The organism is Halomonas sp. CSM-2, assembly GCF_002119345.1.
Taxonomy (GTDB): domain Bacteria; phylum Pseudomonadota; class Gammaproteobacteria; order Pseudomonadales; family Halomonadaceae; genus Vreelandella; species Vreelandella janggokensis.
In genome coordinates, this window is record NZ_NBYR01000001.1 from 310,496 (window position 1) to 325,242 (window position 14,747).

At 53.9% G+C, this 14,747-nt stretch carries 12 protein-coding genes; 9 read left to right on the plus strand and 3 right to left on the minus strand.

All coding sequences use genetic code 11. The features are described from left to right. From B7L15_RS01440 to B7L15_RS01455, 4 genes are all read left to right on the plus strand, one after another. A complete protein-coding gene (locus B7L15_RS01440) occupies window positions 1-327 on the plus strand; it encodes a restriction endonuclease subunit S (RefSeq protein ID WP_085917265.1) in 327 nt (108 codons plus the stop codon). After that, entirely contained in the window at window positions 324-527 is a 204-nt protein-coding gene (locus tag B7L15_RS01445) for a hypothetical protein (RefSeq protein WP_085917266.1), read from the plus strand. Before B7L15_RS01440 ends, B7L15_RS01445 begins: the two co-directional genes overlap by 4 nt. Window positions 528-604: 77 nt before the next feature. Beyond that, the gene (locus B7L15_RS01450; RefSeq protein WP_085917267.1) at window positions 605-1,573 is read left to right on the plus strand and encodes a GIY-YIG nuclease family protein; all 969 of its coding nucleotides are present in this window, start codon (window positions 605-607) and stop codon (window positions 1,571-1,573) included. Continuing rightward, complete coding sequence (locus B7L15_RS01455; protein WP_085917268.1) at window positions 1,563-2,087, plus strand: hypothetical protein; 525 nt, start codon at window positions 1,563-1,565, stop codon at window positions 2,085-2,087. Before B7L15_RS01450 ends, B7L15_RS01455 begins: the two co-directional genes overlap by 11 nt. A 51-nt stretch (window positions 2,088-2,138) precedes the next feature. Here B7L15_RS01455 and B7L15_RS01460 read toward each other — a convergent pair whose 3' ends face one another. Beyond that, complete coding sequence (locus tag B7L15_RS01460) at window positions 2,139-2,630, minus strand: DUF2846 domain-containing protein (protein ID WP_217807964.1); 492 nt, start codon at window positions 2,628-2,630, stop codon at window positions 2,139-2,141. A 277-nt stretch (window positions 2,631-2,907) separates the two neighbouring features. Here B7L15_RS01460 and B7L15_RS01465 point away from each other — a divergent pair, with 277 nt between their 5' ends. Then, on the plus strand, window positions 2,908-6,114 hold the full coding sequence (locus tag B7L15_RS01465; protein WP_176243604.1) for a type I restriction endonuclease subunit R: 3,207 nt from the start codon (window positions 2,908-2,910) through the stop codon (window positions 6,112-6,114). A gap of 30 nt (window positions 6,115-6,144) precedes the next feature. On the opposite strand, the gene B7L15_RS01470 is transcribed toward B7L15_RS01465, so the two are convergent. Next, complete coding sequence (locus tag B7L15_RS01470) at window positions 6,145-6,864, minus strand: Crp/Fnr family transcriptional regulator (protein ID WP_085917269.1); 720 nt, start codon at window positions 6,862-6,864, stop codon at window positions 6,145-6,147. Window positions 6,865-7,066: 202 nt separating this feature from the next. After that, window positions 7,067-7,786, minus strand: coding sequence for a Crp/Fnr family transcriptional regulator (locus tag B7L15_RS01475; RefSeq protein ID WP_085917270.1), 720 nt, complete (start codon window positions 7,784-7,786; stop codon window positions 7,067-7,069). Window positions 7,787-8,458: 672 nt separating this feature from the next. Here B7L15_RS01475 and B7L15_RS01480 point away from each other — a divergent pair. The 4 genes from B7L15_RS01480 (at window position 8,459) to B7L15_RS01495 (ending at window position 14,606) form a co-directional block, all read left to right on the plus strand. Beyond that, window positions 8,459-10,291: a putative bifunctional diguanylate cyclase/phosphodiesterase gene (locus tag B7L15_RS01480; RefSeq protein WP_176243605.1), complete on the plus strand. Its 1,833-nt coding sequence runs from the start codon at window positions 8,459-8,461 to the stop codon at window positions 10,289-10,291. A gap of 165 nt (window positions 10,292-10,456) precedes the next feature. After that, window positions 10,457-12,532, plus strand: coding sequence for a TonB-dependent siderophore receptor (locus tag B7L15_RS01485; protein WP_085917272.1), 2,076 nt, complete (start codon window positions 10,457-10,459; stop codon window positions 12,530-12,532). Between the two features lie 556 nt (window positions 12,533-13,088). Further along, entirely contained in the window at window positions 13,089-13,712 is a 624-nt protein-coding gene (locus B7L15_RS01490; RefSeq protein WP_085917273.1) for a TetR/AcrR family transcriptional regulator, read from the plus strand. 81 nt (window positions 13,713-13,793) lie between these two features. Next, window positions 13,794-14,606 (plus strand): MFS transporter, encoded by an 813-nt coding sequence (locus tag B7L15_RS01495; RefSeq protein ID WP_254902826.1) that lies wholly within the window; start codon window positions 13,794-13,796, stop codon window positions 14,604-14,606. Window positions 14,607-14,747 lie beyond the last annotated feature (141 nt).

A 14,747-nucleotide genomic window follows, 5' to 3' on the forward strand; every position in this document is an offset into this window, starting at 1 on the left:
ATGAATAGTCGCCTCATTCGTCATCAAGTAGAAATAGTTCAGTACGGGGCAGCACAGAAGCAGTTTAACATTGCCGATGCGGTAGAGTTTTGGCTATTTGAACCCCCGGTTGATGAGCAAGCCAAAATTGCCGACTACATAGATCGAAAGTCGTATAGATTTGATCAACTTGTTGGTGCGGCGAAGCGAAATATACAGTTACTCCAAGAACGCCGTTCTGCCCTGATCTCCGCCGCCGTTACCGGCAAGATTGATGTTCGCGGCTGGCAGCCCCCAGCGGATTCCGCGGTGGCGACTGGTTATGCCACTCAGATGGAGGCGGTATGACTCAACTTTCAACCGATACCCAGGAAATGCTCGATAGTCTTCAAACGGCCGTGGCTGAAACGCTGGAACGCAAGCGTCGCCTTGGTCAGTACGCGGTGTTTTGGGAGAACGGCAAACCTGTTTTCATTGGTGAGGATGCGCCGCACAATCCTGACGACACAGCCTCCGATGATCAACAGCAGGCCAAGACTCGCCATTGATCAAATCTGAGTATTCCAAACAGTGTGTATAGCTAACTCGCAAAATGGCGAAAACGGCTAGCACTAACGGAGTTGATATGACACAGGGACGCAGCATTCGGCTGTTTCTAGTGGATGGCACGCCTAATGGCCTGCTTACCGCCGAGATTATGAACTGGACAGGGCATGTGCTGACAGGGCCGCGCAGTAGACTCAGCGAGTTAGTTCAGCGCCCAGAGTGTGGGAGAACCGGAATATACTTCTTGGTTGGCACGGATCCAGAGGGTGATTTACGCCCTTTGGTATATATCGGTGAAAGCGATGATGTTGCTACGCAGCTTAAACAGCACAACCGACCGGAGGACAAGGGAGGCAAGGATTTTTGGGAGAAGGTGTGTCTTATAACGAGTAAAGACCAAAACCTGACCAAGGCACATGTGAAATACCTTGAGAGCTTGCTTATACAGAAAGCGGGTGCTGTGGGGCGTTGTAAACTAGCCAACGGTACGGCACATGAATACGTGGGACTTCCAGAATCTGATCGCGCCGATATGGCCTTTTTTATCGAGCAGGTTCGCACGGTTCTTCCCGTTCTTGGTCTGGATTTTTTACGCAGCACTACAAAGATAACTCCAAGTTCGGGCCTTGAGCGTCCAGTACCCACCCAGCCAGAGCTAAACCAAAGCGTTTCAGCAAGCCCTAGGCTGAAGATGGAAGTTAAAAGACAAAATATTGTCGCCTTCGCTCAAGAGGTTGAAGGTGAGTTTGTCGTTCTTGAAGGCTCTATCGCCAGGGGCGAGTGGATAGACCTGAAGCACAACTATCGGCATCTCTATAAGCAGCTTTGTGATGAAGGTGTGCTGATGGACGATGGTAACGGGTTCAAGATATTCACGCGTGACTATGGCTTCACGAGTCCCAGCCCGGCCGCCGCCATTGTCGCAGGGCGTGCCGCTAACGGTCGTGTTGATTGGAAGGTTGAGGCCACGGGACAGTCCTATGCCGATTGGCAAGACCAGCAGGTCAATGCTGCGGCATCAATGCCGAATGAGGACGATGGTGGATAAGCCCCAGCAGCACCGTGATGCCGAGATCCAGCAGGTGATTGACCATTACCTCCAGGCACGCCAAGCCATTTTGGCATTAGGGCGCGCAGTGCCTGAGCGTATTGGCGGTAACGACAACATCATTGGCCGTATTGGTGAGTTTATTGGGCTCCGATTTTTAGAAGCGCTTGGCCAACAGCCCTCAATGATGTCAGGTAGCTCAAACCCCGGTTTTGATTTGGAAGAGGGCGGCCGGCGAACCCAGGTTAAAGTCATCACCCACGAAAACCGTTGCGGCCGAAGTGTGCGTCTCAACCCCGGTTGGACTCAGTTTTTGCTCATGGAGCTAGGCGAGTATTATTCGCCGGAACGGATTGGTGTACTTACATTGGCACAGCAGGAGCAAGCATTGGAGGATGGCTTTGCTAAAACCGCCACACCGATTGTTAGTTTAACGATGCTAGGCTCCAAGGGACTCATTAGCCGCTATGGGCGGGTTTATAGCCGTGATGAGCTTAAGGCGCTAGGTATCTGAAATCAAATAAGAAACCCCGCTATATAGCGGGGCTCCGAGTCGTCATGAGGACTAGCGATTGATCATTGTGCCGGGGCTAGTCTCTTTAACAAAATACTCACCTTCCATCGCTTCCAGCAATGACAATGAGTTGCGCGCCATGACAAGTCCCATCTTCGCGTGTTGGCGAATAAAAACCGTTTCGCCCGGCGATACGTCTACGTCAACGGATGCCCAGTTCTCTGCTTTTGAATAAATGGTGTGTTGACCGGGCTCTACGGGAAAGTAAATGTGCTCACTGCCGCGTGTATGACCGACTTCGGATGCGTCTTCTTGGTCATCCAAGAAAACATTAAAGCGAACCAACGTGCCTTTCATCTCTGGGCGAACCACATAGACCATGCCTTCATCAGCATTAGGCTGTTGTGGTAACTTAAAGCCCTGAAGTTCATTCTGCATATTCGCTGAAGAGGGAGCTTTGGCAGCACAGCCAGTGATGAATGCCAGCGCCAAAAACGCCAATAGCAGTTTCCCGATCCCTTTAAACGTCATGTTCCCTACCATTTTTTTACTCCATAAGCGAGTTCCAACCCGCTGTCATATTTCGATCAATTGCCATTAGGGCGTTGCGATGACTGCCGTTTCTTGTTATCCGAAGTTAACTGAAGCGTAGCCAAGCGTATATTAACCAAAATTTAGGTAATGTCACTGAGGAAAAGGTTGCAGATGATCATAAAATTAAAAATCAACGCCTTAGGAGAAAGGTAGTAGAACCCGTTTTTCCATTCTGTCTGGCTTCGTTGTAGTCTGTGCACATTGATTTAACTTCGGGGTGCTTATAGTGGCGGACAGCAGGGAAGGCCGGTTCCAGCAGGACATCATTGACGCCATGGCCGCTGATGGCTGGCGGGTGGGCACGGCGAATGGCTATGACCGCACGTCAGCACTCTATACTGAAGATTTGTTGGGCTATGTGCAGGATGCCTGGCCCGAGCGCTGGGAAAAGTTCTGCAAGGCCAACCCGCAAGCATCCGAGCAAGTGTTCGTCCAAAAGGTGGTCCGCGAGCTAGAACGGGCGGGCACGCTTGAGGTGCTGCGCCATGGCTTCAAAGTGCCGGGCGTAGCGTTCGACCTGTGCAGCTTCAAGCCCGACCACGCCATGAACCCCGAAGCACTTTCCCGCTACCGCGCCAATCGCCTACGCGTGGTGCCAGAGGTGTCTTATTCGCCTCATGCGCAAGAAAAAGGCCAGGGCAGCCAAAGCTATAACCCACGTTTGGATCTGGTGCTGTTCGTCAACGGCATCCCTACAGCCACCTTGGAGCTGAAAAGCGAGTTCAAGCAGTCGGTAGAAAACGCCAAGCGTCAGTATCGTAACGACCGCCCGCTGAAAGACCCGATCACCCGCAAGATCGAGCCGCTGCTAGCGTTCAAGCGCGGCGCGCTGGTGCATTTTGCCGTCAGCCAGGCCGAGGTGGCGATGGCTACTAAGCTGGCGGGTAAAGACACCTTCTTTCTGCCCTTTAACCAAGGCACTGAGGGTGGCGGCGCGGGTAACCCACTGCCGGAAGACGAGAACCGCTATGCGACCACCTATTTGTGGGAGCGCGTGTTTTCACCGGATGCCTGGCTCAAGGTTTTGGGGCGCTTCCTGCACCTTGAAAAGAAGACCAGTGAAGATTTTTACGGTCGTCGAAAAACAAAAGAAACGCTTATTTTTCCGCGTTTCCACCAATGGGAAGTCGTCAATCAGCTGGTAGCCACAACTCATCAGGAAGCGCCCGGTCAGCGCTACCTGGTTCAGCACAGCGCAGGGTCGGGTAAGTCCAACTCTATTGCCTGGCTGGCCCATCAGCTTGCCAACCTGTACGACGAAAGCGGGCAGCAAAAGCGCTTCAACTCAGTGATTGTGGTGACCGACCGCACGGTGCTCGATAGTCAGCTCCAAGACACCATTTACCAGTTCGAGCACGCCCATGGTGTGGTGTGTCCCATTACCCGCGATGTGGGTAACCAGAGCAAATCAGAGCAGTTGGCGGACGCGCTTGCCAATAATACACGGATCATCATTGTCACGATCCAGACCTTTCCAGCGCTGTTTGATGCGCTGGACAAGCGCCCTCAGCTAGCCGAAGGCCACTACGCGGTAATAGCGGATGAAGCCCATTCTTCGCAGACCGGTAGTTCGGCCACCAAGCTCAAAGCGCTGCTGGCCGCCGCAGGTGAGATGGCGGGTGATGATGAAGAAATCAGCGCGGAGATGATGCTGGATGCGGCAGTAGCCTCGCGCCGCCCAAGCGAAAGCATTAGTTACTATGCCTTTACGGCAACACCCAAAGCCAAAACGCTGGAGCTTTTTGGTCGTGCGCCGGACCCCGCCTTACCGCCGAGCGCGGAAAACAAGCCTGAGCCTTTCCATCTCTATTCCATGCGCCAGGCAATCGAAGAAGGTTTCATCCTTGATGTGCTGCGCAATTACGTTACCTACAGTACCGCCTGGAAGCTCGCACACCCGGATGCCGAAGCGCAGGAGGTGGACGCCAAAGAGGCCTCGCGCACTCTGGCTAAGTGGGTGCGACTACACCCTTACAACATTGCCCAGCGTGTAGAAGTCATTGTGGAGCATTACCGCGCCAATGTGCGTCATCTGCTGGATGGTCAAGCGAAAGCCATGGTGGTCACTGCCAGCCGCCAGGAAGCAGTGCGCTATCAGCTCGCTATGCGGAAGTACGTTGAATCAAAAGGCTATACCGATGTGCACCCGCTGGTCGCCTTTTCGGGTACGGTGCTGCCTGATGAAGTGATCGTTGAAGAGGTTAGCGAATCGAGCCAGCTTCTCAACCCAGGTTTGCGAGGGCGAGATTTGTCGGATGCTTTCGACACCGACGATTTCAATGTGATGATTGCCGCCAACAAGTACCAGACCGGTTTTGATCAGCCCAAGCTGTGTGCGATGTATGTAGATAAAAAGCTACAGGGCGTGGATTGCGTGCAAACGCTCTCACGCCTCAACCGGCTCTTCCCCGGCAAGCAGACATTTATTCTCGACTTTTTCAACGAGCCGAAGGATATACTCGAGGCCTTTGCTCCCTATTACCGCAAGGCAACGCTGGCCGATGTCTCAGATCCGCAGGTGGTGTATGACATCAAGCGCAGCTTGGACGCCATTGGCATTTACCACTGGCCTGAGGTGAAGGCGTTCGCTACCGCCTTTTTCGACCCCAAAGCACCCTCGTCACGCCTGAGTTATCACTGCAAACCTGCTCAAGAACGCTTTAAAAGGCGCTATGAAGTGATCCTCGAACAGCAGGAAATATGGAAAGAGGAGCGCCGCCAGGCCGAGCAGAAGGGCGATGAAACAGGAGGCAAGCGTGCCGATCAGGAGTTGGAGGATGCAGGCAAAACCCGTGACGAGCTCGACCTCTTCCGCAAGAACCTGCAAAGCTTCGTGCGGACTTATGAGTTTCTCAGTCAAATCATTTCCTTTGATGACGCGGAGCTTGAGCAGCTCTGTGTGTTTGCCAAGCATCTCCATCCGCTGCTTCGCATCGATCGGTTGTTGGAAGGTGACCCTCTCGACGTAAGTGAGCTATCGCTGGATAGCTACCGGTTAACCAAACGCGCCGAACAGCAGCTGAATCTAGGCGAAAAAGAAGGCGACTATGGCCTGAAGCCTATTACAGAGGTTGGATCTGGCAAGCCTCACGATCCGGAAACCCAGCAGCTCAATGAGATTATCAAACGGCTCAACGACCTGTATGGCGCTGATATTAGCGATGAAGACAAGCTGCACTTTGCCAACGGCATTGCGGATCGCATCGAACGTGATGACGCTGTCATGGCCCAGATAAACCATCACGATGACCACCAAGTCATGCACGGGTTGTTTCCAAAACGTGTGACGGATGCCGTCATGGATGCCATGAACGACCATGAAAAGCTCACCATGCCGCTACTGGAAGATGAGGAAACCGGCAGGCAGTTTGCGCTATTGATTCTTAAGTTATTGTCAGGGAGGAGTGCCAGAGGTACGCAGCCGAGTTCGTGATGTGTTAGTTCCTGGTTTAAAAGTAGGTTTTCAATCTGACGCCGACGTCAGCATTGTGGCATACAGCGCGCGGTCGCCGGTATAGCACTCGCAGGCGGCGGCGATCAGGCCTGGCCGGTCAAGCACCTTGATTTCGCCGCGGTGATACCCTATCAGTCCGCGCTTCTGGAGGGCGATCGCCGCCATGGTGATACCCGCGCGTCTTACGCCGAGCATCATGGCGAGAAACTCATGGGTCAGTCTCAGTTGATCGGAGCCCGCGCGATCCTGCGTCATCAGCAGCCAGCGGGCGAGGCGGGCCTCTATCTGATGAAAATGAATGCAGGCGGTGGATTGGGCCAGCTGCTTCATGACGACGTAAAGGTAATGCTTCAGCCGCTGGTGCAAGACGGGGCTGTCGAATAGCTGGCGTTGGAAGTTGGCGGCGCTCATGCGGTGCGCCGAGCCCGCGCCTTGTACCAGGGCGAGCAACGGTGCCTCGGCGATGCCCAGCACCAGGGAGCTTCCCAACATGCCTTCGCAGCCCGCCATGGCTACTTCCAGTCGGCTGTCGCTATCGAGCACCACAATCAATGAAATGAAGCTGTCGATCGGGAAATAGACGTGGGTAATGGCCTCGGTGGGCTGCAGCAGCACGTCGCCAAAGGTGAGCTTGACGGTCTCGCAGTCGGCCATAAAGGCCTTTCGCTCGACGTCCGGGAGCCCCGCAAGCAGTTGATTGACAGCTGGAGTGTGCAAAACAGACGTCATGTGCCTCTCCGGTTACAAAACCTGGCAAACGGCACAATGAGGAACCTATCATTTCGATGTCGGCTGCAGATCGATACGCCGTCATCAGATTATCTGACGGTACGCCTGAATATTAACATCCGGTAAATCACGCGTCGGCACGCTACCGTACATAACGCCGTCCTAATAGCGTTGGTTAAGACGGCGGTGGCGGGGAGGTTATTCACACCACCTCGGGGTGCTTGAGCAGGCGGTCGTACTCGCGCTTGACGACCGCGTAGCATTCGCAGACGCGGGCTTCGAGCCCGGGCCGGTCGGTCACGGTGATATGCCCACGGTTGTAGGAGATCAAGCCAGCTTTTTGCAGTTTACCCGCCGACTCGGTGACCCCTTCCCGGCGCACGCCCAACATGTTGGCAATCAATTCCTGGGTCATGATCAGTTTGTCGCCCGGGAGGCGGTCGAGGCTGAGCAGCAGCCAGCGACATAGCTGCTGGTCGACGCTGTGGTGGCGGTTGCATACCGCTGTCTGTGCCATTTGCGTCAGCAAGGCTTGGGTATAGCGCAACAGCAATCGCTGCATGGGGCCGGCGCGGTAGAATTCGTTCTTGAGCAGTTGACCATTGAGGCGATAGGCCGTGCCTGCACTCTGGACGATCGCGCGGCTGGGGGTGGTTTCGCCGCCCATGAACAGCGATACGCCGACGACACCTTCGTTTCCCACCACGGCAATCTCCGTCGAGGCGCCATCCTCCATCACGCACAGCAGCGAGACGATGGCATCAATGGGAAAGTAGACATGGCTCATCTGCTGGCCGGATTCGCTCAGCGACTGGCCTAGGGTCAGCGTCACCTTTTCGAAAGAGGGTAACAGCCTTTCAAGCTCTTCTTCCGGTAGCAGGCCAAGCAGCGCGTTTTGCTGTAAAACTGTCGGTTCTAGCATTGAAAATCGATCCTTGTCCCTGTGTGACGCACAATGTCTGAGCGCAATGCTCACAGTTGACTTATGTTGTCAGGCGCTTGTATCGGGTATTCCAAGGCGTGGCGGTAGACGTTTCTAGTATAGAACGCCGCAAGGCAAGCTCTGTACGCTAGCGCACATAGGCGTGGTCGACCTGATTAAAAAAGCCATCCGTACAGTCATCGGCCTTATGGATAATACGAAAAATAGTCGCCTTGCATGTGTGCTAACGCACAGTCGGCGGCGGGCTTACCGTCTAGTGTTCGTATGAGTGTGGCAACGGAGTTGCCTGGACAGGATGTCACACTTTGCGCTGCAGGGAACGCAGCGCCACCCCTCAACGTTTCATTATCACAACGGCCTGGCAGTCGTTACCTCCCCCTGGTTTTGCTCCCATTCTTAGTCCGTCCTGATTGCCACATTGAAAATAGCGTTTGTTTTGTTCGGTAGCGCACAGAAGCGTATCGCTTGACTGCTTTATGGTCGAAATAAAACGCTGATATTGCTCAAGCCAACGTACCGGTTTTGGGGTCGAGGCGTAAGGGGATGGGGAAAAAGGAGCGTGTCTCATGGATGTTTATGTCATCTTTGAAACGGTCACGAAAGGCGCTGTTGCCTTAACTGCGTTCGGTTATGCAGGAAAAAGGCACGACGATGCAGCGCGTTAAACGTCGTCTCGCCCGAAAGCGGGGGGGAGAGCGTGTCGCGGAAAAGAAGCAGCACATGGACGCACGCTTGCGCGAGGCTGAAACCGCTTTGCAGGCGGCAAGGGAATGGGCCCAGGTAACCTTGAATTCGATCGGCGATGCGGTGATCACCACGGATCTGGCATCGCAGGTTACCTATCTGAATCGCGTCGCGGAAGCGCTGACGGGCTGGTCAAGCGAAGATGCTTCCGGCAAGCCTCTGGATCAGGTACTGATGCTCATCGACGGTCAGACCCTGGAGCCTGCCGCTAACCCGGCGAGGCGGGCCATGGAAGAGAATCGCACCGTCGGTCTGGCCATAAATTGTGTGTTGGTCCGCAAGGATGGCAGCCAGTTGCTGATTGAAGATTCAGCGGCACCGATCCATGACCATGCGGGCCTACTTCAAGGCGCGGTCATCGTCTTTCACGATGCCTGTCATTCGCCTGCTCATTCGTCCAGGCTGGCTTATCAGGCTCAGCATGATGCCCTCACGGAATTACCCAATCGTGCGCTCTTTAATGAACGCCTGACGCGCGCTATCGGCCTGGCAAAACGCCACCAGCATCAGGCCGCGCTGTTGTTTATGGATCTTGATGCGTTCAAGGCCATCAATGACTCACTTGGGCACGCAATCGGTGACTGTCTGTTGCAGTCGGTGGCGGGGCGTCTTACACATTGTGTTCGAAGCACGGACACGATATGCCGTCAGGGCGGCGATGAATTCGTGGTGCTCTTGAGCGAGATCGACAAGCCCCAGGATGCGGTGAGGATTGCGGAGAAAATCCTCGCAACGCTCGCTGAGGCGCACGCGATAAACCAGCATGAACTGCACGTGACCGCCAGTATCGGTGTCAGTATCTACCCTGACCACGGCAGTGATGAGTTCACTCTGCTCAATAATGCCGATACGGCCATGTATCACGCCAAGAAAAGTGGGCGCAACAAGTACCAGTTGTTCAATGCCGATATGAACGCTGTGAAGATACAAAACAATAACCTGGAGTCTCAACTGCATCTGGCGCTCGAAGCGGATGCGCTGTTTCTCGATTTTCAGCCCCGGATTGATCTTGCCACCGGCTATATGGTGAGTGCTGAAGCGTTGGTACGGTGGCGCAACCCGACGCTGGGCCTCATGCAGCCTTCAGCGTTTCTGCCCGTGGCGGAAGCCCGTGGGTTGATGGTGCCCATCGGTTACTGGGTGCTGGGTGAGGCTTGCCGCCGGATGCAGGCGTGGCGGCGTGAAGGGGGCGATATCGTGCCCATCGCGGTGAACATGTCGGCGATGCAGCTGCGCGACACATCACTGCCTGCAAGGGTGGCGGAGATATTGGCCAGAACGGGGCTGGAGGCTCATTTTCTGGAGCTGGAGATAAGTGAGGAAGACCTGATACAGCTTCATACTGACGCCTCAATTTCGACGCTGCGCGAGCTGAGCCGTATGGGAATACGCATCGCTATCGATGACTTCGGGAACGGGCGGGCCAGCTTGAATCAGCTGCAGCATTTTCCCATCGACACGGTCAACCTCGCGCCCTGTTTTGCCAGCGGCATGTGCTACAACCCGCAAAGTAACGTTTTCACCAAGGCGCTGATCGGGTTTCTGAAGGATCTATCTCTGTGCGTCAACGCCAAGGGTGTCGAGACCCTGGCGCAGCGCAACTACCTCGCCTTGCAGGGGTGCAATGGTGCCCAGGGGTTCTGGCTGAGCAGGCCGTTATCGGCTACCCACTTCCGCTTGTTGCTCGACCCTGAGCAGGCTAATACAAGGTTATGTTCCTTGTCGCCTCGGCGTAGCTAGCCGCTGCCGTTAAAACTTAAACTTTTCCGTTCTAAACACGATTCATTGAAATGTTGAAAACATGAACAGCGATGTGGGCTGATCGACATTGTGAAGCGTAATAAAAATTCGTATCATTCGCTTTACTATAATTATACGCTTCCTCCACATCCCAAGGTCCTCTTCATGCTCCAGAACACTCCCCCTTTCACGCGACGTCGGCTTGCTGTTGCTATGCGACGTTCTCTTACTCTATCGCTCGGCAGCGTGCTGAGTTTTGCGCCGCTTGCTGCCCTGGCTCAGGAAGAGTCAGTGGATACTGGCACCACGGTGGTTACTGCCACGGCGTTGAAGGTGGATACGCCGCTGGTTGAAACGCCTCGGCCTGTATCTAGCGTTGATCGTGAAGAACTGGAAACCCGTAACGTTCAACAGTTGGATGAAACCTTCCGCTATCGGTCTGGTGTGCTGTCTGGTCACTATGGGTCGGACAACAACACGAACTGGTTCAAGATCCGGGGCTTCGACCAAGCAACCTATCTGGATGGACTTCGTCTCTATCGCACCGGTTACTACCAGTGGTTACCAGAAACTTATGGTCTGGAGAGTGTGGATGTCTTTAAGGGGCCGACTTCGATTCTCTATGGTGAAGCGCCCTCAGGTGGGATGATCAATGCCGTTAGCAAGCGTCCAACCGATGAACCTCGTGGTGAGTTCGAGATCCAGGCTGGCAACCGCGATCATCGTCAGTTGGGCATTGATACATCAGGACCGGTGACAGAGAGTGGTGATGTACGCTACCGCTTCGTGGGGCTTTATAAGGAGCGTGATGGTGACTTAAATGGCACCGACAACGAGCGTTACTATTTTGCGCCGAGCCTTGAGTGGGATCTATCCGAAGATACGCAGCTGACGGTGCTGTCCAGTTTCCAGAAAGATGATGGCGTACCGGTCAACCCCTTCAAACTTCCCTATGGCACGGTAAACGACACCCCATTTGGAAAGGTGGATCCACAAGCTAACTATGGCGCGCCAGACTACGACAAAGACGAACGTACACAAGCCGCCATCGGTTATGAATTCAAACATCAACTCGATGACACCTGGAAATTTGAGCAGAATGCTCGTTACAGTCACCTTGATTTGGATCTTCGCAGTACCTATGTGCTGGGAGGAACAGGTGACGGGCAAACAGCTTCTCGGGGGCATTTGCAGCGTGATGGAGAGATTGACAGTTTTACGATTGATAACCGTATGTTGGGCGAGTGGTACACAGATCGTACTGAAAATACCTTACTGTTCGGGGTGGACTACCAAGACCTAAGCCTTGATGGCAAAGAGTTTGATAGCTTTGGCTATGATGTTGTCGATATTTTCAATCCCAGGGGCGATATTGCTCCAATCTCCAGCGATCAGTTGACAGGGCGTCAGATCGACAAGGATCAACTAGGTTTGTACGTTCAAAATCAACTACGTATTGATGACCGCTGGGTTTTATTGGGTGGTGTTCGTTACGATAGTGCTGATGTCAGAAATGAGTCCGAGCGCGAGAACACAATAGTAGATGAAACCCAGACCGCAACGTCCTTTTCTGGTGGCGTTATGTACCTGGGTGAAAATGGTCTGAATCCCTATCTAAGCTACAGCGAGTCGTTCCAACCGGAAGCGCAAACTGACCTAACAGGCGCTGTCTTTGAGGAAATCAAAGGTGAACAGTGGGAGTTGGGTGTCAAATATGCACCGCTTGACTGGGATGGTTACGTGACAGCAGCATTATTCGACATAGAGGAGTCGAATTCATTTGCTACCACCCCTGCGGGGTATCAAACCCAGGAAGGCAAGAGAACTTCTACCGGTTTCGAACTTGAGGGGGTTGGGTATCTTACCGAAGCGCTTAAGTTGACGGCGGCCTATACCTATACAGATGCGCGCGACGCAGATGACAACCGTTCAGCCTTGATTCCACGCCACATGGCATCTACGTGGTTGGACTATGACTTTGAAGGCACTGCTGTGGATGGCTTGAAGGTAGGAGCTGGCATTCGCTATGCGGGCGAAAGCGCAGGGGGGGCTACTATCGATGTGCCTAGTTATACGGTGGGTGATGCCATGGCAAGCTATGACATCAATGAAAGCTGGACGGCTCAGCTCAACGTCAACAACATAACCGATGAAGAATATGTGGCGAGTTGCGAATCTGACTTCTGGTGCTACTACGGCGAATCCCGAAGCGTGATCGGCAGCTTGAAGTACAATTGGTAATCTCATACGTGCTACTAGAAACCCGGCTTAACCGCTGGGTTTTTTTATGGTGCGCGAGCGGAAACGGACCGGTAAGTATCATCTCAGCCCGATCCTGATCGTTGAGATCCCCAAGCCCAAGGATGGGGCCGACGGGTTGCCTTCCGAAGATCGCTATCCCCAGTCACTGACCGGCTGATCCAGCAGGCGCTGTCACTAGTGCTTATCCAGTTATTCGACCTGATCTTCTCCGAGTCGAGTTACGTCTACCCCCCGCGCGTAGCGCTAATCCAAGCAGGCCGTATCGGCCATGAAGACCCATGTCACCGTAGGAGGACGCCTTCCCGAAGTTGAGACACCTGGAATAAATTTTTCCTTGAATTTGGAAATGTTTTAATCCAAAATTTGGATGCCTGCATACAGATTGGACAGGGAGCTTGGTCTAACATATAAGCAGCAGCTTACGATACGCTGAGAAAGGGACTGATGAGTATTCCCAGTCGCGCTTGATGCAGGCTCATGTGGCACAAGAACGGGGTTGCTTGATTTGGATTGATCCATATCCTAATGTGAAAAAATGACTACATCCAATAAGACGCCACATAACGTTTCCAGGGAGAGGGGGCGCCCGCGGGAGTTCGATATCGATACAGCCTTGGATCGCGCCATCCTGTACTTTCGGGAGCACGGTTACAACGGCGTATCCATCTCAGATCTCTCGCAGGCGCTGAAGTTGTCGGCTGGAAGCATTTACAAGGCCTTTCACAGTAAGCATGGCCTGTTTACTGCGGCCTTGGACAGATATATGGCCCTGCGCGGCCAACAGCTTGTTGAAATGACAGCAAGCGCTGAATCGGGACGCGAGAAACTGCACCGACTGCTGATCTTCTACGCAGAGTCGTCGCATGCGACTGAGGGAATGTTCGGCTGTCTAGTCGTTGTGGGAGCCGTCGAGCTGTCGAGTACGGACGAGGCAGTTGCCGCCAAAGTTTCTTTTGCTATGAGTGCGAACGAACGGCGTCTCAAGGGCATTATCGAGCAGGGCCAGCAAGATGGTTCGATTTCCAAAGACGTCGATCCTGGTACAACGGCGAAACTGATGCTGGCCCTGCTTCAGGGAATGCGTGTCATTGGCAAGGTTGGACAAAACCGAGAGGACATGATGGCCGTTGTGGAGAACGCGATGAAACTGCTTGATTGACTAGCTTCTCAAGAACTGTCCGAAACACCGCCGCATACGTGCGGCTTTAATTTGCACATATAGGAAACGGTTTAATCCAAAATGGCGAGTTCATCTACAACTGGCACAGCGGCCAGCTCACAGAATCCAACCATATCCCGATGGCTGACAGTGCTGCTCGCATTTGCGTGTGGCCTGATTGCGGCCAACATTTACTATGCTCAGCCCCTGGTTGGCCCAATAAGCACCCAGTTGAATCTATCAGAGCAGGCATCTGGTCTGATCGTTACAATGACGCAGCTTGGTTACGGGCTGGGGCTGCTACTGGTCGTTCCGCTTGGTGACCTGTTCGAGAACCGCCGGTTGGCTGTCTCCATTCTGGCGGTCGGTGCCTTTGGTCTCTTGATCTCGGGATTTGCAGGCTCAGTGGAGCCATTTCTAGCGGCGTCCTTTTTGGTTGGCCTGGGTTCTGTCACCGTTCAGATCCTTGTGCCTTATGCCGCTCATCTGGCTCCAGATGCTATACGTGGGCGGGTTGTCGGCAATGTCATGAGCGGTTTGATGCTCGGGATCATGCTCGCGCGGCCAGTCGCCAGCATGATTACATATTTCGCGAGCTGGCGAGCTGTGTTCTACCTCTCGTTCATTGGCATGGTGCTGCTGTCCGCTATTTTACGTTTCACATTGCCGCCGAGACCGGTGGTAGCTCGGCTGAAATATCACCAGATGCTGGCCTCAATGGTGCATTTGGTAAAAACCACTCCGGCGCTACGCCGAAGGGCGCTTTACCACGCCAGCATGTTTGGCGCCTTTAGTCTATTCTGGACAACAACACCACTTCTGCTGGCCGGCCCCCGGTTTGGATTAAGCCAGAAAGGCATCGCTTTGTTTGCCCTAGCCGGTGTTGCTGGGTAAGCGTTCATTCCAGGACGTCCTGCCACCCCGCTGAAAATCGCCCTACAGTAACCTCATATTTTCCAACACGAGGTTACCCCCATGAAAAAGCACCGTACGCCGGAACAGTGGCAGGCCCTGGTTGATCAGCAGCACGCCAGC

Bases quoted from the DNA above. Each gene is read 5' to 3' on its own strand.
- B7L15_RS01440 (WP_085917265.1), top strand. From the start codon at position 1: ATGAATAGTCGCCTCATTCGTCATCAAGTAGAAATAGTTCAGTACGGG.
- B7L15_RS01445 (WP_085917266.1), top strand. From the start codon at position 324: ATGACTCAACTTTCAACCGATACCCAGGAAATGCTCGATAGTCTTCAA.
- B7L15_RS01450 (WP_085917267.1), top strand. From the start codon at position 605: ATGACACAGGGACGCAGCATTCGGCTGTTTCTAGTGGATGGCACGCCT.
- B7L15_RS01455 (WP_085917268.1), top strand. From the start codon at position 1,563: ATGGTGGATAAGCCCCAGCAGCACCGTGATGCCGAGATCCAGCAGGTG.
- B7L15_RS01460 (WP_217807964.1), bottom strand. From the start codon at position 2,630: ATGGTAGGGAACATGACGTTTAAAGGGATCGGGAAACTGCTATTGGCG.
- B7L15_RS01470 (WP_085917269.1), bottom strand. From the start codon at position 6,864: ATGACGTCTGTTTTGCACACTCCAGCTGTCAATCAACTGCTTGCGGGG.
- B7L15_RS01475 (WP_085917270.1), bottom strand. From the start codon at position 7,786: ATGCTAGAACCGACAGTTTTACAGCAAAACGCGCTGCTTGGCCTGCTA.
- B7L15_RS01480 (WP_176243605.1), top strand. From the start codon at position 8,459: ATGCAGCGCGTTAAACGTCGTCTCGCCCGAAAGCGGGGGGGAGAGCGT.
- B7L15_RS01485 (WP_085917272.1), top strand. From the start codon at position 10,457: ATGCTCCAGAACACTCCCCCTTTCACGCGACGTCGGCTTGCTGTTGCT.
- B7L15_RS01490 (WP_085917273.1), top strand. From the start codon at position 13,089: ATGACTACATCCAATAAGACGCCACATAACGTTTCCAGGGAGAGGGGG.
- B7L15_RS01495 (WP_254902826.1), top strand. From the start codon at position 13,794: ATGGCGAGTTCATCTACAACTGGCACAGCGGCCAGCTCACAGAATCCA.